Origin of the sequence: Promicromonospora aerolata (genome assembly GCF_042682255.1) — a bacterium.
Taxonomy (GTDB): Bacteria; Actinomycetota; Actinomycetes; order Actinomycetales; family Cellulomonadaceae; genus Promicromonospora; species Promicromonospora aerolata.
The window spans coordinates 2,174,929-2,198,122 of sequence record NZ_JBHUHF010000001.1 but is presented as its reverse complement, the minus strand read 5'-3'; the positions used below and the strand labels follow the sequence as shown (position 1 = coordinate 2,198,122).

The 23,194-nt window shown below is 73.0% G+C and carries 16 protein-coding genes; 5 read left to right on the top strand and 11 right to left on the bottom strand.

Annotated elements, in window-relative coordinates; all coding sequences use genetic code 11:
* Window positions 1-61 precede the first annotated feature (61 nt).
* Window positions 62-3,856, bottom strand: a complete 3,795-nt coding sequence (locus ACFSL2_RS09925; protein WP_377197700.1) for a S8 family peptidase — start codon at window positions 3,854-3,856, stop codon at window positions 62-64.
* A gap of 115 nt (window positions 3,857-3,971) precedes the next feature.
* Between ACFSL2_RS09925 and ACFSL2_RS09920 the strand changes: the two genes are divergently transcribed.
* A complete protein-coding gene (locus ACFSL2_RS09920; RefSeq protein ID WP_377197699.1) occupies window positions 3,972-5,030 on the top strand; it encodes a DUF7436 family protein in 1,059 nt (352 codons plus the stop codon).
* Window positions 5,031-5,040: 10 nt separating this feature from the next.
* Here ACFSL2_RS09920 and ACFSL2_RS09915 read toward each other — a convergent pair whose 3' ends face one another.
* Window positions 5,041-5,877: an NAD-dependent epimerase/dehydratase family protein gene (locus ACFSL2_RS09915; protein WP_377200796.1), complete on the bottom strand. Its 837-nt coding sequence runs from the start codon at window positions 5,875-5,877 to the stop codon at window positions 5,041-5,043.
* Between the two features lie 93 nt (window positions 5,878-5,970).
* Window positions 5,971-6,381, bottom strand: coding sequence for a nitroreductase/quinone reductase family protein (locus tag ACFSL2_RS09910; protein ID WP_377197698.1), 411 nt, complete (start codon window positions 6,379-6,381; stop codon window positions 5,971-5,973).
* Between the two features lie 290 nt (window positions 6,382-6,671).
* Here ACFSL2_RS09910 and ACFSL2_RS09905 point away from each other — a divergent pair, with 290 nt between their 5' ends.
* Complete coding sequence (locus tag ACFSL2_RS09905) at window positions 6,672-10,604, top strand: S8 family serine peptidase (RefSeq protein ID WP_377197697.1); 3,933 nt, start codon at window positions 6,672-6,674, stop codon at window positions 10,602-10,604.
* Between the two features lie 111 nt (window positions 10,605-10,715).
* Here ACFSL2_RS09905 and ACFSL2_RS09900 read toward each other — a convergent pair whose 3' ends face one another.
* Window positions 10,716-14,549 (bottom strand): phosphodiester glycosidase family protein, encoded by a 3,834-nt coding sequence (locus ACFSL2_RS09900; protein WP_377197696.1) that lies wholly within the window; start codon window positions 14,547-14,549, stop codon window positions 10,716-10,718.
* A gap of 213 nt (window positions 14,550-14,762) precedes the next feature.
* Complete coding sequence (locus ACFSL2_RS09895; protein ID WP_377197695.1) at window positions 14,763-16,178, bottom strand: MFS transporter; 1,416 nt, start codon at window positions 16,176-16,178, stop codon at window positions 14,763-14,765.
* A 67-nt stretch (window positions 16,179-16,245) separates the two neighbouring features.
* On the opposite strand from ACFSL2_RS09895, the gene ACFSL2_RS09890 reads away from it, so the two are divergent.
* Window positions 16,246-16,698 carry a winged helix-turn-helix transcriptional regulator gene (locus tag ACFSL2_RS09890; RefSeq protein WP_377197694.1) on the top strand — a complete coding sequence of 151 codons (453 nt, stop codon included), beginning with the start codon at window positions 16,246-16,248 and terminating at the stop codon, window positions 16,696-16,698.
* 19 nt (window positions 16,699-16,717) lie between these two features.
* On the opposite strand, the gene ACFSL2_RS09885 is transcribed toward ACFSL2_RS09890, so the two are convergent.
* Genes ACFSL2_RS09885 through ACFSL2_RS09875 form a run of 3 tightly spaced genes read right to left on the bottom strand, consistent with a single transcriptional unit; the run spans window position 16,718 to window position 19,204 of the window.
* Entirely contained in the window at window positions 16,718-17,446 is a 729-nt protein-coding gene (locus tag ACFSL2_RS09885; protein ID WP_377197693.1) for an aminotransferase class IV, read from the bottom strand.
* Between the two features lie 16 nt (window positions 17,447-17,462).
* Window positions 17,463-18,107 (bottom strand): response regulator, encoded by a 645-nt coding sequence (locus tag ACFSL2_RS09880; protein WP_377197692.1) that lies wholly within the window; start codon window positions 18,105-18,107, stop codon window positions 17,463-17,465.
* On the bottom strand, window positions 18,104-19,204 hold the full coding sequence (locus ACFSL2_RS09875) for a sensor histidine kinase (protein ID WP_377197691.1): 1,101 nt from the start codon (window positions 19,202-19,204) through the stop codon (window positions 18,104-18,106). The genes ACFSL2_RS09880 and ACFSL2_RS09875 overlap by 4 nt, the downstream gene beginning before the upstream one ends.
* 113 nt (window positions 19,205-19,317) lie before the next feature.
* Here ACFSL2_RS09875 and ACFSL2_RS09870 point away from each other — a divergent pair, with 113 nt between their 5' ends.
* Both ACFSL2_RS09870 and ACFSL2_RS09865 read left to right on the top strand, forming a co-directional pair.
* On the top strand, window positions 19,318-20,055 hold the full coding sequence (locus ACFSL2_RS09870) for an ABC transporter ATP-binding protein (protein WP_377197690.1): 738 nt from the start codon (window positions 19,318-19,320) through the stop codon (window positions 20,053-20,055).
* Window positions 20,052-20,819, top strand: coding sequence for an ABC transporter permease (locus ACFSL2_RS09865; protein ID WP_377197689.1), 768 nt, complete (start codon window positions 20,052-20,054; stop codon window positions 20,817-20,819). Before ACFSL2_RS09870 ends, ACFSL2_RS09865 begins: the two co-directional genes overlap by 4 nt.
* Here ACFSL2_RS09865 and ACFSL2_RS09860 read toward each other — a convergent pair.
* The 3 genes from ACFSL2_RS09860 to ACFSL2_RS09850 form a co-directional block, all read right to left on the bottom strand.
* Entirely contained in the window at window positions 20,767-21,690 is a 924-nt protein-coding gene (locus ACFSL2_RS09860; protein WP_377197688.1) for a helix-turn-helix transcriptional regulator, read from the bottom strand. The genes ACFSL2_RS09865 and ACFSL2_RS09860 overlap by 53 nt on opposite strands.
* 91 nt (window positions 21,691-21,781) lie before the next feature.
* A complete protein-coding gene (locus ACFSL2_RS09855) occupies window positions 21,782-21,904 on the bottom strand; it encodes a hypothetical protein (protein WP_377197687.1) in 123 nt (40 codons plus the stop codon).
* Between the two features lie 132 nt (window positions 21,905-22,036).
* A complete protein-coding gene (locus tag ACFSL2_RS09850) occupies window positions 22,037-23,059 on the bottom strand; it encodes a zinc-dependent alcohol dehydrogenase family protein (RefSeq protein ID WP_377197686.1) in 1,023 nt (340 codons plus the stop codon).
* Window positions 23,060-23,194 lie beyond the last annotated feature (135 nt).

The following is a 23,194-nucleotide window of genomic DNA, read 5'->3' as shown; positions in this document are numbered from 1 at the left end:
TAGACGTTGTCTGCTCCCAGCAACACGGCCCGCCGACCAGCTGTCTCCCCGGCGCGAGGGCCTATGGCCTCCCAGAGACCCCGAACGCGGAGACGATCTCCTGGGTCACCGCGTTCCCCGCGTCGTCCCGGGCGCTCGCCCGGAGCGAGACCAGGTCGGCGCCGCGGGACGGGATCCGCAGGCGCGCCTCCCAGCGCTCGTCGTCCTTGCGCAGCTTCACCGGCGACCAGGTAGCGCCGCCGTCGTAGCTGACCTCCAGCGTCGCCTCCACCACCGCTCCCGCACGGGGCGCGCCGGGCACCGTGTACGGCGCCACCGCGAACGGGACGGTCGAACCTGCCCGCACGGTGCCGTCCAGGGCGGTGTCAACGGAGTAGTCGAGCTGCACCAGTGGCAGCGGCGTGCCCCGCTGACCTGGCACGGCGTCGTCCGCCTGGTCCGCGACGAACGTCCAGGACGTCCTGGTGCTGGTCGAGTACCGGTGCGTGTCGTCCGCCGCATCGGTGTCGATCTCGAACCGGTACTCCTGCGGACCGTCGGACGTCGGGACCGTCGTCTGGACGGCCTGGCCGATGGTCTCCCTGACCAGGGTGTCGCCCTGGTAGAGCCGGGAGGTCACGGGGGTCTCGCCCCAGGGGAAGGACCCGGTCAGGCCGTTCTGACCGCCCGCTGGGGCGACGTTGACCGCGAACCACTCCGAGCCGTGCCAGGGGCCCCAGTAGCCGTCGCCCGTACGAGGCGCGGTGACCGGTGCGAACCAGTCCCGCACCGTGGTGCTCCGCGGCTCGTAGGCCTGCCGGATACCGCGCTGCTCCCAACCGCTCTCGTGCGTCACGCCCTCGTACCAGGTGACGTCGTCGTAGGTGGAGACGTAGTCGGTCCGCGCCGCCGCGGTGCCCTGCAGGGTGGGCACCCCGAGGCAGGGCGGCCACTGGTAGTCGCGGCAGTCGGATCGGTTCTCGACGGACAGGCGCTCGCCGGTGTCGTTGAAGCGGCTCTCCACCGTCGCGAGCTGTCGGTTCGTCGGGGCAAGGGCCAGGTCCGCCGGGATCGCGCCGGACCAGTTCCGGGCCACGTCGTACAGGTAGGCGGGGAACTCCCGTGCGGTGCCCGTCAGGGTCAGCCGGCCCGCGTCCGCGTCCCGCAGGAGCCGCGCACCCTCGGCCGCCGTCACCGAGACCACCGGCAGGTCGAAGCGGGTGACGTACTCGACCAGCGTTCCCGGCCGGTCGTTCACGACGACGAGCAGGGCCGCACCGGCGGCCTGGGCGGCGGACTCCCGCTCGGCCGCCGACACGTCGTCCGCACGCGTGACGAGCACCGCCCGGCCCGCCGCCTCGATGCCGTCGTAGTCGTCCGCGGTGCCCGTGCCGGCCACGACGGCCCGCAGCGAGACGCGGCCGTCGAGGCGCGCCGAGCCGGTCTGGTACACCGGGTCGACCGCGACCCGCTGCGGGGTCCTGGCCACCAGGTCGAGCGGCGGCTCGGTGGCCCGCCACCGGACGCCGAAGTCGAAGCCGGCGCTGTCGACGGACCCCGTGGGCGCCGCGTAGAACGAGTCGACGTCCGCGGGCACGGTGTACGTGGCGCCGAACGTCGCGTACAGCCCGCCGATGCCGGAGTCGTTGAAGAACTGGAACCGCCGGTGGGCGACGTCGCTCTCCTGCGGCGTGTCGAGGGTCAGCTCGACGGCCTCGCTCGCGTCGAGCACGAGCGACCGGTCCGTGTCGTCGACCACGACCTGCGGGTCGCCGACCAGCGCGACGCCGGTCGAGCCGGCGCCCCCGGACCCCTCGACGTCGAGGAAGGCCGTGGCCGAGTAGACGCCGGGCCGCAGGCGCTGCGTCGGCACCGCGCCCGTGGCCGGGTCGATGGGCAGGGTGCTGACGAACTGGTCGCCGTAGCGGTAGAAGTCGACGTAGCCGGTGGCGGGCTCGCCGGAGCGGTCGAGCGCCGTGATGTCGAGGCCGTACCGCTCCTCCTCCTTGACGAGGGCGGCTGCGGTCCGGACCGTGACGGCCCCGGAGGCGTCCGTCGCGACCACGGCGCCGCTGTACTTGCCGGCCTGTGCGGCGTCGTCGGCGTCGGCGCCGATCGTGACGTCGGCGGTGCCGCCGGCGGGGACCAGCACCTCGGAGGCGGAGAGCGTCACGAGGTCGCTCGCCTGGCCGTCCGGCCCGACGACGTCGGTGCTCAGTGCGAGCGTGACGTCGCTGTCCGTGGTGTTGGTGTACGTGATGGTGCTGGTGGCGGGCTCGTCGCCGTCGTGCGGCCAGCCGTAGAAGCCCAGGAACCCGTCGCCGGAGCCGTCCACGCCGTCGAGTGCGGCGGGGACGTCCAGCCGGCCCGTGCCGACCTCGTACGCCGGGGCGTCGATGTCCGCGGCCGAGGAGACCAGGGCCGCCTTGAGCTGCTCACCGGTGAGCTCGGGCTGGGCGCCCTTGAGGATCGCCGCCGCGCCCGCGACGTGCGGGGTGGCCATCGAGGTGCCGTTCATCGAGACGTACCAGCCGTCCCCGCCCGACTGCTGGGACCGGGCGGCGACGATGCCCACGCCGGGGGCGGTGAGGTCGGGCTTGATGGCGTGGTCGCCCACGCGCGGGCCGTAGCTGGAGAAGCCGGCGCGCACGTCGTCGTCGTCCACCGCGCCGACCGTCAGGGCGGCGTCCGCGGTGCCCGGGCTGCCGAGCGAACCCTCCGCGTAGCTGTTGCCCGCCGCCACCACGAACAGGGCACCGGTCTGCGCGCTCAGCGCGTTCAGGGCCTGCGCCATGGGGTCGGTACCGTCGTTGAGGCTGGAGTCGCCGAGGCTCATGGAGACGATGTCCGCGTTGGCGGCGCCCCACTCCATGCCCGCGATGATCCAGGAGTCCAGGCCGAAGCCGCCGTTGTCGAGGACCCTGCCGACCAGCAGGTCGGCGCCCGGGGCGACGCCCCGGTACAGGCCGTCGTTGGCGGCGCCGGACCCGAGCACCGTGGAGGCGACGTGGGTGCCGTGGCCGTGTACGTCGTTCGTGACCTCCTCACCGGGCACGAACGAACGCACCTCGGTGACCGAGTCGGCCACGTCGGGGTGGGTGGCGTCGATGCCGGTGTCCAGCACCGCCACCGTCGCGCCCGTGCCGTCCAGGCCGGCTGCCCACGCCTCGGGCGCGCCGATCTGCGCGGTGCTCCGGTCGAGGGTGGCCTCGGCCTTGCCGTCGAGCCAGATCTTCTCGATGCCGCTGCGGAACGTGCCGGCCTCCCGTGCGCCGCGCGCCGCGGGCCGGTCCTCCCGGGCTGCCACGGCCGACCAGAACTCCGCCGCGTCCTCCTTGTCCGCCGTCACCGCGTCTGCCTGGATGCTGGGCAGGCCGAGCGTCCGCGTGGTGCCCGGCAGCTCGGCCGCGCGGGAGCGGGCGCGGGTGCGCTCGAGGATGAGCGGAGTGGCGTCGACCGTCTCGTCGTCGTACTCCAGCTCCAGGAGCGCGGTCACGTCGAACAGCCGGCGGTCCAGCGTGCCCGCCGCCAGGTACGGCAGTGCCGTGTCCGGAACCACGTAGAAGTGGTCGCCGACCTGCTGGGTGCGCACGGCGTCGGCGTCGGCCGGCTCGACGCTGATGCTCAGCGTGCCGGCGTCGGTGGTGGTGACGTCCACGACGTCGCCGGTCACCAGGGTGACGGTGGTGCGGCCGTCGGCGAGGGCGGGGGTGTCAGGTGCCGTGCTGCCGGAGCCGGGTGGGGTGTCGCCGGACGAGGGGTCGGGGCCGGGGGACGCGTGCGCGGTGGTCACCACGGCGGCGACCAGGGCGGACGCGGTGACTGCCGCGGCGGCCCTGGTGGCGGCCGACAGAGCGCGCCGAGTTCGGAATCTCATGCTGGTGGACACTCCCAGGGGGCGCGACACGTCACAAGAGTCCTGTCGTGGCGGCTTTACGGCATGGCGTGACTCCGCCAGAGTGGTGGGCCGATCAACCTGACGGAGGAGTGCCATGCTCGGCGACGTGCTCGGACTGACCCCTGACGAGACTCTCGCGTACAGCGAGCTCGTCGCCCTGCCCTCTGCCTCCGTCGCCGACCTCGCGGCCGCGCTCAGCGCCTTCGGGACGTCGCTCGGCGAGGCGCACCGGCTGCTGCGGCGGCTGGAGGAGCACGGGCTGGCCGCGCGGATCACCGGGGACGAGCGGCGGTTCGCCGCCGCGCCGCCCGCCATCGCGCTCGGTGCGCTGCTGGCCCGGCGGCAGGACGAGGTGCGGCACGCCGAGGTCGAGCTGAACCGGCTCGAAGAGGTCTACCGGGTGTCCGCGGCGGGTCGTGGGCCCACCGACGTGGTCGACGTCATCCGGGGCGACGACGCGGTGCGCCACCGGTTCGAGCAGCTTCAGCTCGGCGCGCGCGAGCGCGTCGACGCGTTCGTGCGCCCGCCCGTGATCGTGACCACCAGCCAGGAGAACTCGGCCGAGGGCCAGGCCGTCGCCCGGGGCGTGCAGTACCGCGTGGTCGTCGAGCGCAGCATGCTCGAGAGCCAGGCGGTGACCGTGGAGGAGGCCGTCGAGGCCACGGAGGCCGGGGAGGAGATCCGGTTCGCCCAGCGTGTCCCGCTCAAGCTCATCATCATCGACCGTCGCCTCGCGCTCATGCCGCTGACGTCGTCGGGCGACGTCGTCGGCGCCCTGCTGGTGCGGGAGAGCACCCTGCTCGACGCTCTGCTGGCCCTCTTCGAGAACGTGTGGGACCGGGCGACGCCGCTGCTCCTCGGCGCGTCGGGGCTCACCGGCGACGTCGCGCACCAGGTCGACGACGACGATGCGCGGGTGCTCGGCCTGATGCTCGCCGGGCTGACCGACCAGGCGGTGGCGAACCAGCTCGGGACGTCCCTGCGGACCGTGCAGCGGCGCGTGCGGGCGCTGATGGATCTCGCCGAGGTGGAGACCCGGGTGCAGCTGGGGTGGCACGCGGCGCTCAACGGCTGGGTGCGGCCCGACGCGGGGCGGGACGCGTCGGGAGCCGTGGTGGCCGGCGGCGCCGAGCCGGTGGCGGCGCAGGCCTGACCCCGGCGGCCTACGGGGTACCGACCACGAGATGCCGGGCGTGGAACCCGAGCACCTGGTCGGCTGCCGTGAGGTCGTAAGGCACGGCGCGGCCCTCGATCGGCCGGCGCACCGGGGTGTCGGGGTGGTAGCGCCGCAGGAGCTCGAGGGTGGGCACCGGCACCAGCGTTTCTGGCGCGGCCACGTGGATGACCACGGCGCCGTCGGCAGGGCAGCGCAGCGCGAGCCACGCCGCCTCCGCGGCGTCCCGGGTCTCCAGGTACGCCCACAGGCTGCGCGCACCGAGCGCCGGGTCCCGTGCGACTGCGTCGGCCTCGGCGCGTAGCCGTTCGTCCATGCCACCGACGAACGGGAACCGCAGCGCGACGACCGGCATCGCGTAGCGCCGGGCCATCATGTCGGCCGTCAGCTCGTCCGCCCGCTTGGACAGCGCGTACGGGTCGGCGGCCTGGTCCGGAGTGTCGTTGTCGACCGGCACGTAGGCCGGGTGCTGCTCGTGAGCCGCGAACGGGATGCCCGAGGCGGCCTGGCTGCTCGCGATCACCGCGCGGCGGACGCCGGCCCGGCCCGCGGCGTCGAGCACGGTGAACGTCGACAGCGTGTTGGTGCCGAAGACGACCTCCGGTGGGTCGTCGAGCGGCGTCGGGACGGCCGCGAGATGGATGACGCCGTCCACCCCCTCCATCGCCCGCGCGACCGCCTCCGGTGACCGGGCATCGCCCACGACGACGCGGTCGGCGGGTAGGTCGCCCGGGTCGTCCAGGACCAGCGCGGTGGCGGCCACCGCCTCCCGGGCGAGCACGTCGAGGACCCCGCGGCCGATACGACCTGCAGCCCCGGTGACCAGGACACGCTGATGGCGGCGGATGAGATCCTCCTGGGTTCGTCGTCGAACGTGCTCGGGGAGCGGCCCGCCGTTGCAGGCCGCTCCCGGAGCATGTCAGCCCACCAGGCGGAAGATCGGGAAGACGCGGCCCTCGGCCGTCTTCTCGTAGTCCGCGAAGCCGCTCGAGAACTCCTTGAAGCGGGCCCACAGGGCGTCGCGCTCGTCGCCGGTCAGCTCCTCGACCTTGGCCTGCAGGGTCGTGACGGGCTCGCCGGGGACCTCGATGTCGACCTGCTCGGTGCGGCGCAGGCCGTAGACCCAGGCGGGGTGCTTGGGGGAGCCGCCGGCGGAGCCGACGATGTGCCAGGCGCCGTCCTCCTGGATCGCCGCAAGGGGCGCGACACGGATGCTGCCGTCCTTCTTCGGCACGTGCACGAGCACGAGCGACTTGCCGAACTGTATGGGCTCGTTGACCTCGCCGGCGTTGGCGCGGAAAGTGTCGATGATCTGCTGGTTGAAGTCCATGCCGGGGCAACGCCGCAGCCGGTGTGCGGCATTCCGAGGGTCGGCCGGGCAGCCGACTTTCGTTGCTCTTTTCACCTCCCACCTCGCAGAGTGTGACGTGGCACACGCTCGTGGGCCAGTGGTCGCGCCCCGCGCGGGGCGCTTGCACCCCGGAGGCAACAATGCACAGTCGCATGCCACATCGACGCGCACCGATCGCTCTCGCAGCTGTCGGAGCGCTCCTGGCAACAGCGGTGAGCGTGACACCTGCACTCGCGAGTACGCCGACCCCAGCCGGCTCACCACCCTCCGTGGCGACCGACGTCCCGGAGCGCGCGGCGGACAAGATCACGCCCGCCGTGCAGGCCCGGCTCGACGCCAAGGACTCCGCCGACTTCTGGATCAGGTTCGCGGACGCCGCGGACCTGGCGCCGGCCACGGACATCGCCGACTGGGACGACCGGGGCCAGTACGTCTACGACGCCCTGACCAGCACGGCGAAGGCCGCACAGGCCGACGTCGTCGCCGACCTCGAGGCGGAGGGCGTGGCCTACGAGTCCTACTGGATCAGCAACGCGATCCTCGTCGAGGACGGCACGGCGGAGCTGGCGCGGCAGGTCGCCACCAGCAACGAGGTGAAGCAGGTCCACGAGCGGTTCGTCGCCCAGCCCATCGAGCCGGTCGAGCGCAAGGCGCCGACCAGGAACGCGCCGCTCGCCACCGAGTGGGGCCTGGACGCCATCGGCGCCCCGGAGGTGTGGGAGATGGGGTACACCGGCGACGGCATCACGGTGGCCAACATCGACTCCGGCGTCGACGTGGAGCACCCGGCGCTCCGGGAGCACTACCGCGGCTACCTGGGCGCCGACGGCTTGAGCAACGACTACAACTGGTTCGACGCGGGCGGTTTCTGCGACGGCGCGCCCTGCGACGGGGACGCGCACGGCACGCACGTCATGGGCACGATGGTCGGCGACGACGGCGAGGGCAACCAGATCGGCGTCGCCCCCGACGCCGACTGGATCGCGGCCAACGGCTGCGCCAGCTGCTCCGACGCCGACCTGCTCGCCTCGGGCCAGTGGATCCTCGCTCCGACGCGTACCGACGGGTCGGACCCCGACCCGTCCCAGCGCCCGCACATCGTGAACAACTCGTGGGGCCAGCAGGCGCCGGGGGTCATCGACGACTTCATGTCCGAGGAGATCGCCGCCTGGGAGGCCGCCGGCATCTTCGGGGCCTGGGCGGCGGGCAACGCGGGCGAGGCGGGCTGCCAGTCGACGTCGTCCCCCGGGGCGAACGTCGCCACCTACGCGGCCGGCGCGTTCGCCGAGAACGGCGACATCGCGGAGTTCTCGTCGCGCGGACCGGGAGCTGACGGCGAGACCAAGCCGAACCTGGCGGCGCCCGGTGACGGCGTGCGCTCCGCCGTGCCCGGCGGCGAGTACGCCGAGTTCAGTGGTACCTCCATGGCATCCCCGCACCTCGCGGGCGCGGTCGCGCTCCTGTGGAGCGCGGCACCGGTCCTGGTCGGCGACATCGAGGCCACCCAGCAGCTGCTGGACCAGACGTCGGCCGACGTCGCCGACGACTCCTGCGGGGGGACCACCGCCGACAACAACGTGTGGGGCGAGGGCCGGCTCGACGTGCCCGCGCTGGTCGGGAACGCGCCGATCGACGGCTACGGCTTCCTCGCGGGTACCGTCACGGGACCCGACGGCGAGCCGGTCGGCGGGGTGCGGGTCACCGCCGGCGAGCGTTCCGACACCACCGACGCCCAGGGCGCCTACCGCCTGGGCCTGGAGGAGGGCTCCCACGAGCTGACCTTCTCTGCGTTCGGCTACCTGGACGGCACGGCGCAGGCCGACGTCGTCGAGGGGGAGACCACCACGTTGGACGTCACCCTGGAGGTGGCACCGACCACCACCGTGAGCGGTACCGTCACCGACGGTTCCGGGCACGGCTGGCCGCTCGACGCCCAGGTCACGGTGCAGGGCGCTCCGAGCAGCGTCTCGGCCTGGACCGACCCGTTCACGGGTGAGTACTCGTTCGAGGTGCCGCAGTCGGCCACGCACACGCTGGTGGTGCGGCCGTCCGTGACCGGGTACGGGACGTTCACGCGAGAGGTCGAGGTGGGTACGGAACCGGCCTCCGCCGACGCCGCACCGGCCGTGCTCGGACAGTGCACGGCTCCCGGCTACGCCCTCACCGGGACGGGTGCCGGGGTCGAGGAGTTCGAGTCCGGCGCGGTGCCCGACGGCTGGACCGTCGAGGACCTGGCGGGCACCGAGCAGGTGTGGACGTTCGACGACACGTTCGGCGCGGGCAACCAGACGGGCGGCGAAGGCCTGTTCGCCGAGGTGAACAGCGACGCCTACGGCGAGGGCGGCACGCAGGACACGACGCTCACCTCACCCGCGCTCGACCTGAGCGCCGTCGACGCCCCGTTGCTGACGTTCGACCAGAGCTACGCCTGGTGGGGCGGCGAGTTCGCTGACGTCGACCTCAGCGTCGACGGTGGGGAGACGTGGGAGACGGTGCTGCACCAGACGTCGGACGCGCAGGGGCGTGCGGTCGTCGCCCTCCCGAACGCGGCCGGCCAGTCCGACGTGCGGGTCCGGTTCCACTACGGCGACGCCGCGTGGGCCCTGTCGTGGCAGGTCGACAACGTCGCCGTCGGTGAGTGCCTGCCCGTCGACGGCGGCCTCGTGGCCGGTCACGTGCACGACCGCAACACGGGGGACGGCGTGAACGGCGCCACGGTGACCGCCGGCGCCGACGCGAGCACCACGTCCCTCGACCCCGAGAACCCGGCGGTGGGCGCCGGGTACTACTCCCTGTTCTCCGCGGCCACCGGTGAGCAGCAGATCGGCTACGCGGCCAAGGACTACACCGGCACCGAGGCGGCCGTGCCGGTGGTCGCCGACGCCATCACCCGCCAGGACGTGGAGCTGGCGGCCCCGCTGCTCACCGTCTCGCCGGACGAGCTGTCCCGGCAGGTGCGGATGGGCGGCAGCCGGTCGGGCACGTTCACCGTGACGAACGAGGGCACGGCGCCCGCGGACGTCGAGGTCGCCCCCGCGTCGTCCGACTTCGAGATCCTCGGGTCGACGGCGCGCACCGGCGTCATCAAGGGCGCCACCGGTGAGGCGACCGAGGTGCGCACGGCGGCGTCGTCGGGCAGCGCGCCGAGCGCCGCCACGGACGGTGACGGCCTCGCCCGGAACGGGAAGCGGCCCGGGAGGACGGTGACGCCGTCGGCCCCGCCGTCGCTCCTCGCGGACGAGGGGACCACCATCACCCACTCCTCGTCGCAGGACATCGTCCTGGGCAACTCGGTGGCCTGCGTGGGGAGCCAGACGCAGTGGCTGCGCACGTTCACGCTGGCGGACTTCGAGATCGAGGGCGAGCTCGCCGTGACCGGGGTGTCCTTCGGGGTGGAGACCGCCGCGGCGGACACCGACGTGACGGTCAACCTGTACGAGCTCGACGGGGACCTCGTGTACGCGAACATGACCCGGATCGTGTCGGCCGACGTGACCCTGGAGGCACAGGAGCTCACGATGGTCGACGTGCCGGTCACCGGTACGGCATCCGGCACGCTCGTGGTCGAGGTCGTCAGCTCGGGCGACTTCTTCATCGGGTCCAACGCCGAGCCGGAGACCGCGCCGTCCTACCTCGCCTCCGAGGAGTGCGGCAACGCCGAACCGGCCACGGTCGCGGAGCTCGGCTTCCCGGACATGCACACGGTGCTGAACGTGACCGGTGAGACCACGGTCGACGTGCCGTGGCTCGACGTCCAGCCGCCGGCGTTCACGCTGGAGCCGGGCGAGTCCACGAAGGTGTACGTCGACCTCGACAGCAGCCGCGTGGACCAGCCGGGCACCTACACGTCGGCGGTCGTCGCCAACGGCGGCACGCCGTACGACGAGCCGCGGGTGCAGGTGTCCCTGTCGGTCACGCCGCCGGCGAGCTGGGGCAAGATCGCCGGCACGGTGACGGGTGCGACCTGTGCCGACGAGACGGTCCCGCTCGAGGGAGCGTTCGTGGTCATCGACGGGTCGGAGTACGACGTCACGCTCGTGACCGGCCCCGAGGGCGGCTACGCCCGCTGGATGGGGGTCTCGAACAACCGGCTGACGCTGCTCAGCTCGGCCAACGGCTACCCGCCGGAGATGAAGTCCGCCGGCATCATCAAGGGACGGACGGTGGTGCACGACTTCGAGCTGAACGAGTTCTGCGGCTAGCCGGCCACGAGCGGCGAAAGGTCCGCCTCCAGCATGCTGTCGACACCGGGAGGTGCCTGACGGCATGCTGGGGGCGGACCTTTTCGCTGCCCGCCTCGGCTCAGTGGTGCGTCAGCCCGCGTCAGCCCAGTGGCGGGCCGGACCGTCTCCCGGCACACCCCACGTGAACCGGGTGCTCGTGCCGGTCAGCGGCACCGTCACGGTGCGCTCCGCACCGTTCGTGGTGATCCGCAGCTCGGCGGTCGAGGTCACGTCCGGACGCGCCGGGTCGAACCGGACCGACACGGTGCAGGTCCGGCCCGGAGGCAGTGCCCGGTCCGAGCAGCGGTCGCGGTCGACGCGGAACGGGCTGCGCCCCTCGTCGTCGGCCACCTCCACCGAACGGATCCGCGCCGGCCTGGTGCCCGTGCTCGTGACCGTCACCTCCTGCACCTGGCCGCGGGTGCCCACGGGCTGTGCGGTGAACACCGGAGCCGCGGCCGTGACGCGGGATCCCGCACCGGCGGCCGGGACCACCTCGACCGTCTCGGACGTCGTGACCGGCTCGAGCGACGCGTCCCCGGTGTAGGGGCGCATGGCGTCGTTGGTGACCGAGACCGTCACCGCACCGCGGCGCAGGGCCGTGAGGGTCCGGGTCTCGGGATCCAGGACCGCCACCTTGCCGGCCCGGCGGGCCGACTCGACGGCGCGCTCACCGGTACCGATCGCGAGGTTGCGCGACCCGCTCCAGTGCACGGACATCGGATAGTCCAGCGGGACCACCCGGCTGCCCGCTGCGACCCCGTTCGGCTGCACGATGCTGCCGCTGAGCTGCGCCGACGCACCCACCTCCAGCGTCTCCGGCGTGGCCAGCGCGACCGACTGCGCGAACGCGCGGACGTCCGCCTCGACCCACTGCTCGTCCGCGTCCTCGCGGGGGTCCACCGACCAGCTCACCCAGCCCGTGAAGCCGCCCCGGTCCGGCTCGCCGTACGGGCCCTTGCCCGCCGAGGGCAGCACCACGTACGGCACCCCCTCCGCACGCCGCACGTCCACGATCTGGGCGTGCGACCCCACCATGACCGCGCCCTTGTCCGTCCGGGAACGGAACCCCGTGAGCAGGTTCTGCACCAGCGCCACCTCGTTGCGGTCGCCCAGCTGGCTGGAGGCGGCCTCGTCCGGGTCGGTCACCGGGTGGTGGGCGAAGACGACGACGTTGCGCACCGACCGGTCCCGCTCGGCGCTCGCGAGCGCCTTCTGGAGCATCGGGAGCTGGTCCCACGCGGTGCCGCGCAGCGTGCCGTACGCACTGGCGAGGAGCACGAACCGCGTGCCCTTGTGGTCGAACGTCCGGTACGGCTGGCCGAACTCGGCGACGAACGGGTCGAGCGTCGCCTGCGTGTTGTTCAGACCGTACGACTCGTGGTTGCCCGGCACGTAGTAGCACGGCACGGTCCCCGAGCCGGGGTCCGGCGTGCTGTCCGGCGGCGGCTCCTCGCCCACGGGAACCAGGTCGCAGCCGGCGTCCTCCAGGACCTCGCGGGCCAGGGTGATGTCCTGGGGGAGGCCACGGTCGGTGATGTCACCGTTGAGGACCACGAGGTCGGGCTTCGTGGCGCGGATCGTGTGGAGCGCGGTGGTGGCGACCTGGGTCAGGTCGGGGCTGTCCGCCGTGAACTGGACGTCCGAGAGGGTGGCGAACCGCCACGCGTCGCGGCCCTCGAGCTCCGTGCCGTCCGCGGAGACGAGCGGGTCCGCCTCCAGGTCGGGGCGCGGGGGCAGCTCGATCGACGTCGGGACGTCGGCCTCGATGCGGTCCAGCACGAACGTGCCCGGCTTCTGTTGCGCGGCGTTCGTGTTGATCCCCTGGAAGCCGGAGACCGAGATCGGGTAGGCGGTCGAGGCCGGCAGCGTGAACGTGGCCTGCTGCCAGTCGTCCGACGGCGTCAGGCCGGTGCCGTAGACACCACCGCTCTTGCCCGCGGCGTCGACGTAGGCGACATAGGTGAGCCCGCTCGGCACGGCGATGCTCGACTTGAGCCGCACCCGCAGGCGCAGCGGCTGGCCGGGCACCGGGACGCGGTCGTTCGCCGACGCCGCGTAGACGCCGATGTTGCGCATCCCCTCGAAGTCGACCCGCAACCCGTCCGGGTGCGCGGAGAACGTCGTCGGCCGGGTGCTGTTGCTGCGCCAGCGGGCGAGCACGTCGTCATCGAAGTCGTAGACGGTGACGTTCTCCACGCCGATGGTGATCGGGAGCTGCACCGACTCGCCGGCCACGGAGACCGTCAGGATCGTCGCCGCGTCCTGCAGCGGCGTGACCCGCAGACCGCCGGGCGCCGGTTCGACCCGGACCACCTCGTGGTCGTAGTCGAGCTCGAGGTCGTCCGCCTCGATCGGAGCCGTGAAGCCCTGCCCGTCCCGTCCGGTCACGGCCACGGTCACGGCGGACGACGCCGTCGCGTCGGCGATCGACAGGCGGTCGGTCGACAGCTCGACGTCGTCCAGCGGCCCCAGCACCTCCACGTCGAGCGAGTCCCGCTCGCGGCCGGACCGCGCGCTGACCGTGATCTCGCCCCGTGCCTTCTGCGCAGCCTCGAGACGGCCGTCCGTCACCGACCCGCCGCGCGCGTGCCAGCGCACGGAACCGGCATCGACCTCGACGGGCGTCTCGTGGTCGTCCACGCCCTTGGCCACCAGGGACCGGTGCAGGCCGGGGAAGACCTTCACGGCACCGTCGGCGGAGGCACCGCCCGGGGCCGGCTCCACCAGCAGGTCGTGCAGCCGGCCGTCGCCGGGGGCGACGAACACGCCCACACCGTTCGGGTTGCTGCGCTCGTGCCCGTCCGAGGGCACGTTCCGCAGCGATACCTTCTCGTCGCCGAGGGCGCGCGCGACCATGGTGGTCGAGCCGCCGCCGTCGAGGTTGACCGCCGTGTCGACGCCGAGCCGGACCAGGTCCCGCGCGGCCTTGTCCACGCCCACGCCGCCCCGGCCCGTACCGCCCGGGCCGTCCCAGGTGGCCAGCACGAGCGAGCGGCCGTCGTCGCCGAAGCCCAGCGCGGTGCGGGGCGCGACCGACGTGGCCAGGCCGTCCACGACCGCGCCGTCGGACACGATGGTGCCGCCGTGGCCGAGCGCGAACTCCATGGTGCGCGCCAGGTCGTCGGTGAGCTCGTAGGTGAGCGCCACCTGGTCGCCCTCCCGGAGCGCGCGCAGGGCGTCGGCCGCGCCGTCCCGCCCGACCAGGGCGAACCCGCCCTCCGGCACCGGACCCGAGCCTGCCGGGCCGGACGCCCGGACCGAGACGACGGCGCCGTCGACGACGACCACCTCGGCGACCCGGTCCGCCGGGACGCCCGTGAAGCCGCGGTTGCGGCTGGACTCGCCCCAGACCGGGGTGTAGGCCACCATGCCGTTCGCCGGCACGCCGCCACCGTTCGCGGCGTTCACCGACAGCACCCGGTGCGGGGCACCGGCCAGGTCGGCGCTCGCGTCGACCGCGAGGTCGACGAGCTGCGCGATCCCGTCACGGCTCACACCGACGTGGGAGCGGCCGCCGATGTCGGCGGACTTGCGCAGGACGCCGTCCTGTACCTCGCCGCCGAGCGCCGCGTTGCTGTTGCCGATGTCGAAGAACTCGCCGTTGACCCCGGCGACGGCGCCCGCCCGGTCGGCGGCGGCGCTGAGCGGGCCGCCGGACGCGACGGGGCCGGCGGTCAGCAGGTCGGTGCTGACCGCGTCCTCGGTGAGGTCCACGGTGAGGAAGCGCGCGTCGTACCAGCCGTCCTCGTCCACCGCCTTCAGGTGGCGCAGGCTGATGCCCGGGCCGATGTCCTCGACCGTGTCGGTCAGGGTGAGCTCGTCCGCCTGGGCGGCGGCCGGCAGGAACGTCAGCGTCGTGGCCGCGGCGACCGCCACGGCAAGGGGGCGGGACCATCGGCGCATCGTGGCCGTTGCTCTCATGGAACACCTCGGGTGAGGGGGAGACGGACACGGAGACCCGCACCGTCACGCCGCCGTCCGACGGCCGCGCACGGACACGATCGGGTCACCCGGCCACGCCCCGATGAACGCGCCCTGGCAGACCGGTGAACTTATCCGGGAATCACCCGGAGGCCCGCCGGGAGCGGTCGGCGGTGTCGCCGCGAGCCGCCGGCGGTGCCGCCGCCGGTGGCGTCAGACCGGGAGGGCGGCGCGGCGGCCGCGCACCCAGGTGGAGATCCCGAGCGCGAGGGCGAGCGCGCCGCCGATCGCGGGGACCAGCAGAGCACGCTGGTAGTCGGGCCAGTCGGCGGCTGCCAGGTGGCCGTTCACCAGCACGATCGTCGCGACCGAGACGCCGAGGGCGGCGCCGAACTGGAAGGCCGTGTAGACGACGCCGCCGGCCACCCCGTGCTCCGACTCGTCCAGGCCGGCGGTGGCCGCGGCCGCCAGCGGCCCGTACACCAGCGCGAACATCACCCCGATCAGCACCATGGACGGCAGCAGGTCCAGGTATCCCCAGGCGCCGTCGATCCGCAGTGCGAGGGCGAAGGCCACCGCGCCGGCGAGCAGACCGGCCACCATCACCGGCGCGTTCCCGAACCGCTCGACCAGCCGGTGCGTGATCAGGGGCGCGAGGATCATGTCCAGCCCCATGACGGCGAACGCCAGGCCCGTCGCTATGGGGGACCACCCGCGGAACTCCTGCAGGTAGAGGGTGATCAGGAACTGGAACGCGAAGAAGGAGCCGATGAACAGCAGGCCGGCGAGGCTCGACCGCAGCAGCAGCCCCTCGCGCAGGAGCGTGAGCCGCAGCAGGGGGTCGGTCACCCGGCGTTCGATCGCCACGAAGGCCCAGATCAGGACCGCCGAGGCCGCGAACGCCGCGATCCCGGTGGTGGTGTCCCCGCCCTCGCCGATCGCCACGACGCCGTAGATGAGCGCGACCATCGCGGACGTGAGGGTGGCGGCGCCGCCCAGGTCAAAGCCGCGCCGGGGGAGCTCGGAGAGCCGGTCCGGCCGGATGACGGTGCGCCCGGCGAACCAGAGCAGAGCACCCACGATCACGGGGGCGAAGAACACCCAGCGCCAGCCGATCTCGGTGAGGAAGCCGCCCGCGACCACGCCGAGGGTGAACCCGCCGGCGCCGATCGCGCCGTAGATCGCCAGCGCGCGGTCGCGCAGGGGCCCCTCGGGGAAGCTCGTCGTCAGGAGGCTGAAGCCCGCGGGGGTCATGAACCCCGCCGTGGCACCGGTGACGAACCGGGCGACGACGAGGATCCAGGCCTCGTCCGCGAGGCCGCCGAGCCCGGAGAAGACCACGAACACGGCGAGGGCGACCAGGAACGTGCGCCGGCGCCCGAGCAGGTCCGCGGTGCGCCCGCCGAAGATCATGAACCCGCCGTAGGCGAGCACGTAGGCGCTGATCACCCAGTGCGCGTCGGCCGTCGCCAGGCCGATGTCCGCGGCGATCGCCGGGACCGCGACATTGAGCATCGCGATGTCGATCCCTTCGAGGAAGAGTGCACCGCACACGACGGCCAGCACTCCCCAGCCCGTCCGTGTCGCGTTCGGTGCCGGCCGTGGTGCGGCCGCACTGACATCTGTCACCAGGATCTCCTCGCTCGCCTCATGGTTACCACTTGTAACCATGACGATCCTTGGGCACCATCGGCAGATGGCACAAGAAGGCACTTTGACGTCACCCGGTTCCCTCGAGGGAACCGAGGCGCAGGCGGAGGCGTGCAGGTTCGAGCGGGACCCGTTCCAGTGGGATGTCCGCGAGGACTGCCAGGTGCGCCAGATCCTGGACCGCATCGCCGACAAGTGGTCGCTGCTGGTGATCGCCCTGCTGGACGAGAAGACGCTCCGCTTCGGGGAGCTGGTCCGGGAGATCGACGGGATCAGCAAGCGGATGCTGACCGTGACCCTGCGCAACCTCGAGCGCGACGGCCTGGTCCTCCGCACGGTCTACCCGGAGGTGCCGCCGCGCGTGGAGTACGTGCTCACGCCGCTGGGACGCACGCTGCTCGCCACCACCCAGGCCCTGGTCAGCTGGTCCGAGGAGCACCAGGAGCAGATCGCCGAGGCGCGGGAGAGGTTCGAGGCGGCCCAGCTCGGGGACGCCTGAGCTGCCGGAGTTCAGCAACCTAGACCGGTTCCCACGGAACCGCCGCGAGGCGCTCGACGACGCCGGTGAGGAGCGGCGCGGCGTCGGGCAGCGTGGTGTCGTCGATCGACGCGACCGCGACGACGCCGAGGGAGCTGACCAGGAACGCGCCGGCGAACCCCGCGACGTCGGCGGCCTGGACGGGGCGCCGGACCGACGGTGTGGTGGCCTCGACCAGCCGCATGGCGGTCCCGTGCAGCTGGGGAGCGTCCGGCCAGACCACGCCGCCGTCCGGCTGGAGGAACCCGATGTTCGCGGTCGACGACTCGGCGACGGCGCCGTCGGGTGCGGTGAGCAGGGCGTCGTCGTAGCCGTCGAGCCGGACCCGGCGCGCCCACTCGAGCTGGGCGAACCCGCCCAGGTGCTTGAGGTGGGCGAACGGGCGCTGGTAGGGGACCGAGCGCATCCGCTGTGGGGTGGCGGGCGGGTGGTGCGGGTCGTCGACGGACACCTGGACCTGGTCGGCGGTGCGGAGCAGCACCCGTACCGAGGCGTCGGCCGTCCCGGCCAGGGCGTGCCGCACCAGGTCGCGCACCCGCCCGCCCGGCAGCGCCCGTCCGAACAGCTCGCGGTGCGCGGCGTCGAGCCGGTCCAGGTGGTTCCGCAGTCCCTGGACCCCGCCGCCGCGCACCTGCATGGCGGTGAAGTGGCCGTAGGTGCTGAACAGCTCTGCTGCCGCCGCGGGGCGGCCGTCGGTCTCGATGCGCACCCTCGGGACCCTAGCGCTAGCCGAGGATCCCCAGGTGGAGCGCCCGGAGCACGGCGTTGGTGCGGTCCCGGGCCGAGAGCTTGAGCAGGATGGTCGAGACGTGGTTCTTCACCGTGCCCTCGACGAGGGACAGCGCACGGGAGATCTCGCGGTTGGTGTAACCCTCGGCCATGAGCCGGAGCACTTCGAGCTCGCGCCCGGTGAGCGCCTGGACCGGTGACGGGTCGGCGCCGGCCGCGGATGGCAGAGAGCGGATGGCGCGCAGCATCCGGTCGGTGATGGACGGGGCGACCAGGGTCCCTCCGCCGGCCAGCGTGCGCACCGCCCGGGTCAGCTGCTCGACCGTCACGTCCTTGAGGAGGTAGCCGCGGGCACCGGCGCGCAGGGCATCGAGCACGAGGGTGTCGTCGTCGAAGGTGGTGAGCACCAGCACCGGGATGTCGATGCGGCGCTCGCCGAGCCGGCGGAGCGTCCAGAGGCCGTCGTAGCGCGGCATCCGGAGGTCGAGCAGGATCACGTCGGGTGTCGTGGCGTCGACGACCTCCAGCGCGGCCCGTCCGTCGTCGGCCTCGCCGACCACATCGACGTCGGCGATCTCCAGCAGCGTGCGGATGCCGTGCCGCACGAGGGTCTGGTCGTCGACGATGACCACCCGGGTCATGCCGGCACCGTCGCCGTGACCCGGAAGCCGCTGTCGCCGTCGAACTGCACACCGCCGCCGAGCGCCTCGAACCGTTCGGTGAGGCCGCGCAGCCCGTTGCCGGGCACGAGCTCGCGGTACCCGCGGCCGTCGTCCACGGCGGTCAGCACGACGCCGGGCGGGCGGGCGGCCACCTCGATCCACAGCTCACGGGCATCCGCGTGCCGCAGGGTGTTGGTGGCGATCTCCTGCACGGCGCGCACGAGTGCAGCCGCCTGCTTCTCGTCGACCTGGATGTCCGGCTCGACGTCGACCGTCACCTCGAGGTCCGGCAGGTCGTGCACCACCTGACGGAGTGCTTCGCTCAGGTCCGACGACGTCGTCCGCAGCTCGCTCACCGTCAGGCGGACGTCGGTGAGGAGGTCGCGCGCCACCTGGTTCGCCCGGTCCACGTGCTCGCGCGCCCGCTCACCTTCCCGGTGCTTCGCCGCCTCCAGCTCCAGCGTGAGCACGGTGAGCTGGTGGCCGATGAGGTCGTGCAGGTCGCGCGAGATCCGCAGGCGTTCGGCGGTACGCGCCGACTCCGTCAGAAGGGCGGACGCCGCACGCAGGTCGACGTGCGCCTGGCTCAGCTCGCGACGCAGGCGCTGTTCGCGGACGAGGGTCGCCGAGCTCAGCATCGTCGCCACCTGGATCAGCAGGTAGAAGCCGATGCTGGTGACGGCGTCGGCCATCCCTCGGTGCTGCAGGACCAGGACGACGGCGAGGACCACGGTATTGAGCCCGATGACGACGAAGCCGACCCGGAGCGGTGTGATGTAGACGCTCACCGCGGCGGTGATGACCAGGAGGACCGGCAGGAGCCCCATGCCCGGTGCGGTCAGCAGCACCGCCCAGGACGCCACGATCGCCGTCGCGAACAGGCAGTACCTGAGCACGTCCGACCGTTCGCGGACGATCGCGAGCAGCAGGGCGACGAACAGGACCACGAACAGCGCGATCCACCAGGGCCGCGGGATGGTCGGGTCCACCGCGCCGAACAGCGCCGGTCCGCCCACCGCGACCGCGACGGCCAGCATCACCAGCCCCGACCACTCGTCCGTCCCCAGCCGCCGCATGCGAACCACCCTAAGAGAGGGGTGCGTGGCTCTGCCGGTGCCGAAAGTCATGGATCACATCCCTGACCATCGGCACGCGCGCCCCCGGGGAGCGCCCGCCTAGCGTCGGCGCCATGACCAGTGAAGAACCTGCGATCCACGCCGAGCACCTGCACAGACGCTATGGCGACACGGTGGCGGTCGACGACGTGGGCCTGCGGGTCGCGCCCGGCGAGGTGCTCGGGATCCTCGGCACCAACGGCGCCGGCAAGACCACCACCGTCGAGATGATCGCGGGGCTGCGCCGGCCCGACCGCGGACGCGTCACGATCCTGGGCCTGGACCCGCAGCGCGACCGGGCCGCGGTGCGCCAGGTGCTGGGCGTCCAGCTGCAGGAGGCCGAGCTGCACGGCGCGCTCACCGTGTCCGAGCTGATCGGCCTCTACCGCGGCTTCTACCCGGGCCCGCGCCCGTCCGGTGAGCTGCTCGAGCTGGTCGGTCTGCAGGACAAGCGCGGTGTGCGCTTCGAGAAGCTGTCCGGCGGTCAGCAGCAGCGGCTCTCGATCGCCCTCGCCCTCGCCGGCCGCCCCCGGGTGCTGATCCTGGACGAGCTCACCACGGGCCTCGACCCGCGGGCCCGGCGGCAGATGTGGGCCACGATCGAGCTGCTCCGCGACGAAGGGGTCACGATCGTGCTGGTCAGTCACGCGATGGAAGAGGTCGAGCGGCTCTGCGACCGCGTCGCGCTCCTGGACGCCGGGCGGCTGCTCGCCGTGGAACCGCCAGCGGCCCTGGTCGCGCGGGCGGGCGCGCGGAACCTCGACGACGCGTTCGTCGCGCTCACCGGGAAGCAGCTGGAGGAGGCCGAATGAGCACCGTGACCGAAGTCCGCCGGCCGGGCGTCAACGCCTGGCTGACCCTCGTCGTGTGCGAGGCCAAGATGGTCGCGCGGGACACGGCGGGTCTCGTCGTACCGATCGTCCTGCCGCTGCTGATCCTGGTGATGAGTGCCCGGTCGGCCGGCGACCAGCTGGTGGCCGACGGGTTCACCGCCCTGGAGTTCTACGTGCTGCCCCTGGTGCTGACCATCGTCCTGGCCTCCATCGGCGTCATCAACATGCCCAGCTTCCTCGCCTACTACCGGCGCACGGGCATCCTGCGGCGGCTCGCGGTGACACCGGCCTCCCCGGCGATGGTCCTGGTCGCGCAGGTGGTCGTCAGCGTGCTGCAGGCCCTCGTCGGGCTCGCCGGGGCGCTGGCCGTGGCGTTCCTCGCCTTCGGCGCGCGTGCTCCGGCGGACCTGGGTGCGGCCGTCGCCGTCTACGGGCTCGCGATGGCGGCGATGTACGCCGTCGGCATGATCGTCGCCGCCGTCGCGCCGACCCCCAACTCCGCGGTGGCGATCGGACTCATCACGTTCTTCGCGCTCGGCGCCCTGGGCGGGATGTTCGGCGGGCCGGGCAGCCTCCCCGAGGCGGTCGCGACGGTCGGGGAACGGCTGCCGTTCGGCGCCGCCGTGGCGGCACTGTCCGCCACCTGGGTCGGCGCGGCCGTCGATCCGGTCCACGTCATCAGCCTGGCCGTCACGACCGTCGTGGGCTCCGTGACCGCGGGCCTGCTGTTCCGCTGGGACTGACGGACGCGGGGTCGGCCGGGCGCTCGGCCTCCTGGGTGGCGGCCCAGGAGGCCAGCAGCGCGAACTTCTCGGCGGAGTCGGTGTGCGGCGGCGGGCTGTAGGTGACGATCTGCAGCCCTGCCTCACCGGGCATCCCGAACACGTCGAAGGCGACCGTGACGGGCCCGACGACGGGGTGCCGGAACGACTTGACGCCGGTGCGGTGCTCATGGACGTCGTGCCCGGCCCAGTCCGCACGGAACTGCGGGCTGCGGGTGGACAGCTCGCCGATGAGCGCGGTGAGGTCCGCGTTGAGCGGGTCGCGTCCGGCTTCGAGCCGCATGATCGCGGCGGCCGTCCGGCGGGCCTGGGTCCAGTCGACGTAGTAGTCCCGGGCTCGGCCGTCGAGAAAGATGAACCGGGCGATGTTCGGCATGCCGTCGGTGTCGAAGTGCGGTGCGTACAGGGCGCGGCCCAGTACGTTGGCGGCGACCAGGTCCTGGGTCGAGTTGTGCACGATCGCCGGCACGTGCAGGTGGTCGAGCACACGCTGCACCGAGGTGCGTACCGACTGCGCGACCGGCTTCCGGTCGCGCGCGGCCGCCGCGGCGGGAGCGGTGCGGGACAGGTCGAACAGGTACTCCCGCTCGGCGTCGTTCAGCTGCAGCGCTCGTGCGATGGCGCCCAGCACGCTCTCGGACGCCCCGCGGACGTTCCCGCGCTCCAGCCTCGTGTAGTAGTCGAGGCTGACGTCGGCGAGCATGGCCACCTCCGCGCGGCGCAGCCCGGGTACGCGGCGTTCCCCGCCGAAGTCGGGCAGGCCCGCCTGCTGCGGGGTGACGTTCGCGCGGCGGGAGACCAGGAACTCCCGCACCTCGTCCTTGGTGCTCATGGCTTCCACGGTAGGGATGGCGCCGCCGGCCCGGGAGGCCCTGCCAGGGCACCCCGGCCGCGACGTCATGGTTCGATCACGAGCACGGAGGTCAGACGGTGCATGAGGGCTCCAGGGGTATGCGTACGGGCTCGGCAGGCCGGCTGACCCGCGCCGCCCGGGCGGCCAGCGCGAGGTAGGACCCGGCGGCGAGCACTGTCGATGCGGTGGTCACGATGCCGAGGGGGAGGATCGTCGCCGCGCCGACGCCGCTGGCGCCGGCGCCGTGGCGGCCGACGGCAAGGAGCGCTGAGATCCCGCTCCCCGCCGTCGGCCGGAGGGCCCGAGCATGTCCCGGGCGGGCGGATCAGAGGGTGAGCAGCACCTTCGTGGCGCGCCGCTCGTCCATCGCCTGGTAGCCCTCGGCCGCGGCCTCGAGCGGCAGGGTGAGGTCGAAGACCTTGCCCGGATCGATGGTGCGGTCCCAGATGAGCTGGATCAGCTCCGGCAGGAACCGGCGCACCGGGGCGGGGCCGCCGTGCAGGTGCACGCCGGTGAAGAAGAGGCTGAGGCCGTCGAGCTTGACGCCGTGCGTGACACCGACGTAGCCGACGTACCCGCCCGGCCGGGCGGAGTTGATGGCCTGCCACATCGACTCCTCGGTGCCGACCGCCTCGACGACGCCGTGGGCGCCGTACCCGCCGGTGAGCTCCCTGACTCTCGCGGCGCCGTCGTCGCCACGCTCCTCGATGATGTCGGTGGCGCCGAACTCGCGGGCCAGAGCCTGCCGCTCGGGGTGGCGGCTGGACACGATGATGCGCTCCGCGCCGAGCTGCTTGGCGGCCAGGACCGCCGAGAGCCCGACCGCGCCGTCGCCCACGACCGCGATGGTCCTGCCGGGCCCGGCCTCCGCGGCCACCGCGGCGAACCAGCCGGTGCCGAGCACGTCGGAGGCGGCCAGCAGCGACGGGACCAGGTCGGCGTCGGGCGCGCCGGGGGTGGCGACGAGCGTGCCGTCGGCGAGCGGGATCCGGGCGAGCTGGGCCTGCGTGCCCACCGAACCCATCATCACGTTGTGCACGCAGCGGGACTGGTACCCGGCCTGGCAGATCTCGCAGGTGTTGTCCGAGGCGACGAACGACCCGACGACGTAGTCGCCGACCTTGATGTCGCGCACGTCGTCGCCGATCTGCTCGACGACGCCGATGTACTCGTGACCCATCGGGGTGGGGCCCTTCAGCGACTCGATCCCGCGGTACGGCCAGAGGTCCGAGCCGCAGATGCAGGTAGCGGTCACCCGGATCACCGCGTCGGTCGGCTCGACGATCCGGGCGTCCTCGCGGTCCTCGACGCGGACGTCGCCGGGCGCGTACATGACAACTCCACGCATGGGTGTCTCTCCTTGCTTCGTGCCGGTGCCGATCGGGGTGCGGCACCGGGTTCGGTGCTTCTATCGCAACCCATTCAACGCCAGTACGCCTGCTGGGTGGGAGGCCCGGACAGGCCCCCTCGGGCGAGCACGCCC

What these genes read in the sequence shown, in the direction of transcription:
- ACFSL2_RS09860 (WP_377197688.1), bottom strand. Translation starts at nt 21,690, where the DNA reads ATGAGCACCAAGGACGAGGTGCGGGAGTTCCTGGTCTCCCGCCGCGCG.
- ACFSL2_RS09900 (WP_377197696.1), bottom strand. Translation starts at nt 14,549, where the DNA reads ATGAGAGCAACGGCCACGATGCGCCGATGGTCCCGCCCCCTTGCCGTG.
- ACFSL2_RS09910 (WP_377197698.1), bottom strand. Translation starts at nt 6,381, where the DNA reads ATGGACTTCAACCAGCAGATCATCGACACTTTCCGCGCCAACGCCGGC.
- ACFSL2_RS09870 (WP_377197690.1), top strand. Translation starts at nt 19,318, where the DNA reads ATGACCAGTGAAGAACCTGCGATCCACGCCGAGCACCTGCACAGACGC.
- ACFSL2_RS09875 (WP_377197691.1), bottom strand. Translation starts at nt 19,204, where the DNA reads ATGCGGCGGCTGGGGACGGACGAGTGGTCGGGGCTGGTGATGCTGGCC.
- ACFSL2_RS09850 (WP_377197686.1), bottom strand. Translation starts at nt 23,059, where the DNA reads ATGCGTGGAGTTGTCATGTACGCGCCCGGCGACGTCCGCGTCGAGGAC.
- ACFSL2_RS09920 (WP_377197699.1), top strand. Translation starts at nt 3,972, where the DNA reads ATGCTCGGCGACGTGCTCGGACTGACCCCTGACGAGACTCTCGCGTAC.
- ACFSL2_RS09880 (WP_377197692.1), bottom strand. Translation starts at nt 18,107, where the DNA reads ATGACCCGGGTGGTCATCGTCGACGACCAGACCCTCGTGCGGCACGGC.
- ACFSL2_RS09890 (WP_377197694.1), top strand. Translation starts at nt 16,246, where the DNA reads ATGGCACAAGAAGGCACTTTGACGTCACCCGGTTCCCTCGAGGGAACC.
- ACFSL2_RS09925 (WP_377197700.1), bottom strand. Translation starts at nt 3,856, where the DNA reads ATGAGATTCCGAACTCGGCGCGCTCTGTCGGCCGCCACCAGGGCCGCC.
- ACFSL2_RS09865 (WP_377197689.1), top strand. Translation starts at nt 20,052, where the DNA reads ATGAGCACCGTGACCGAAGTCCGCCGGCCGGGCGTCAACGCCTGGCTG.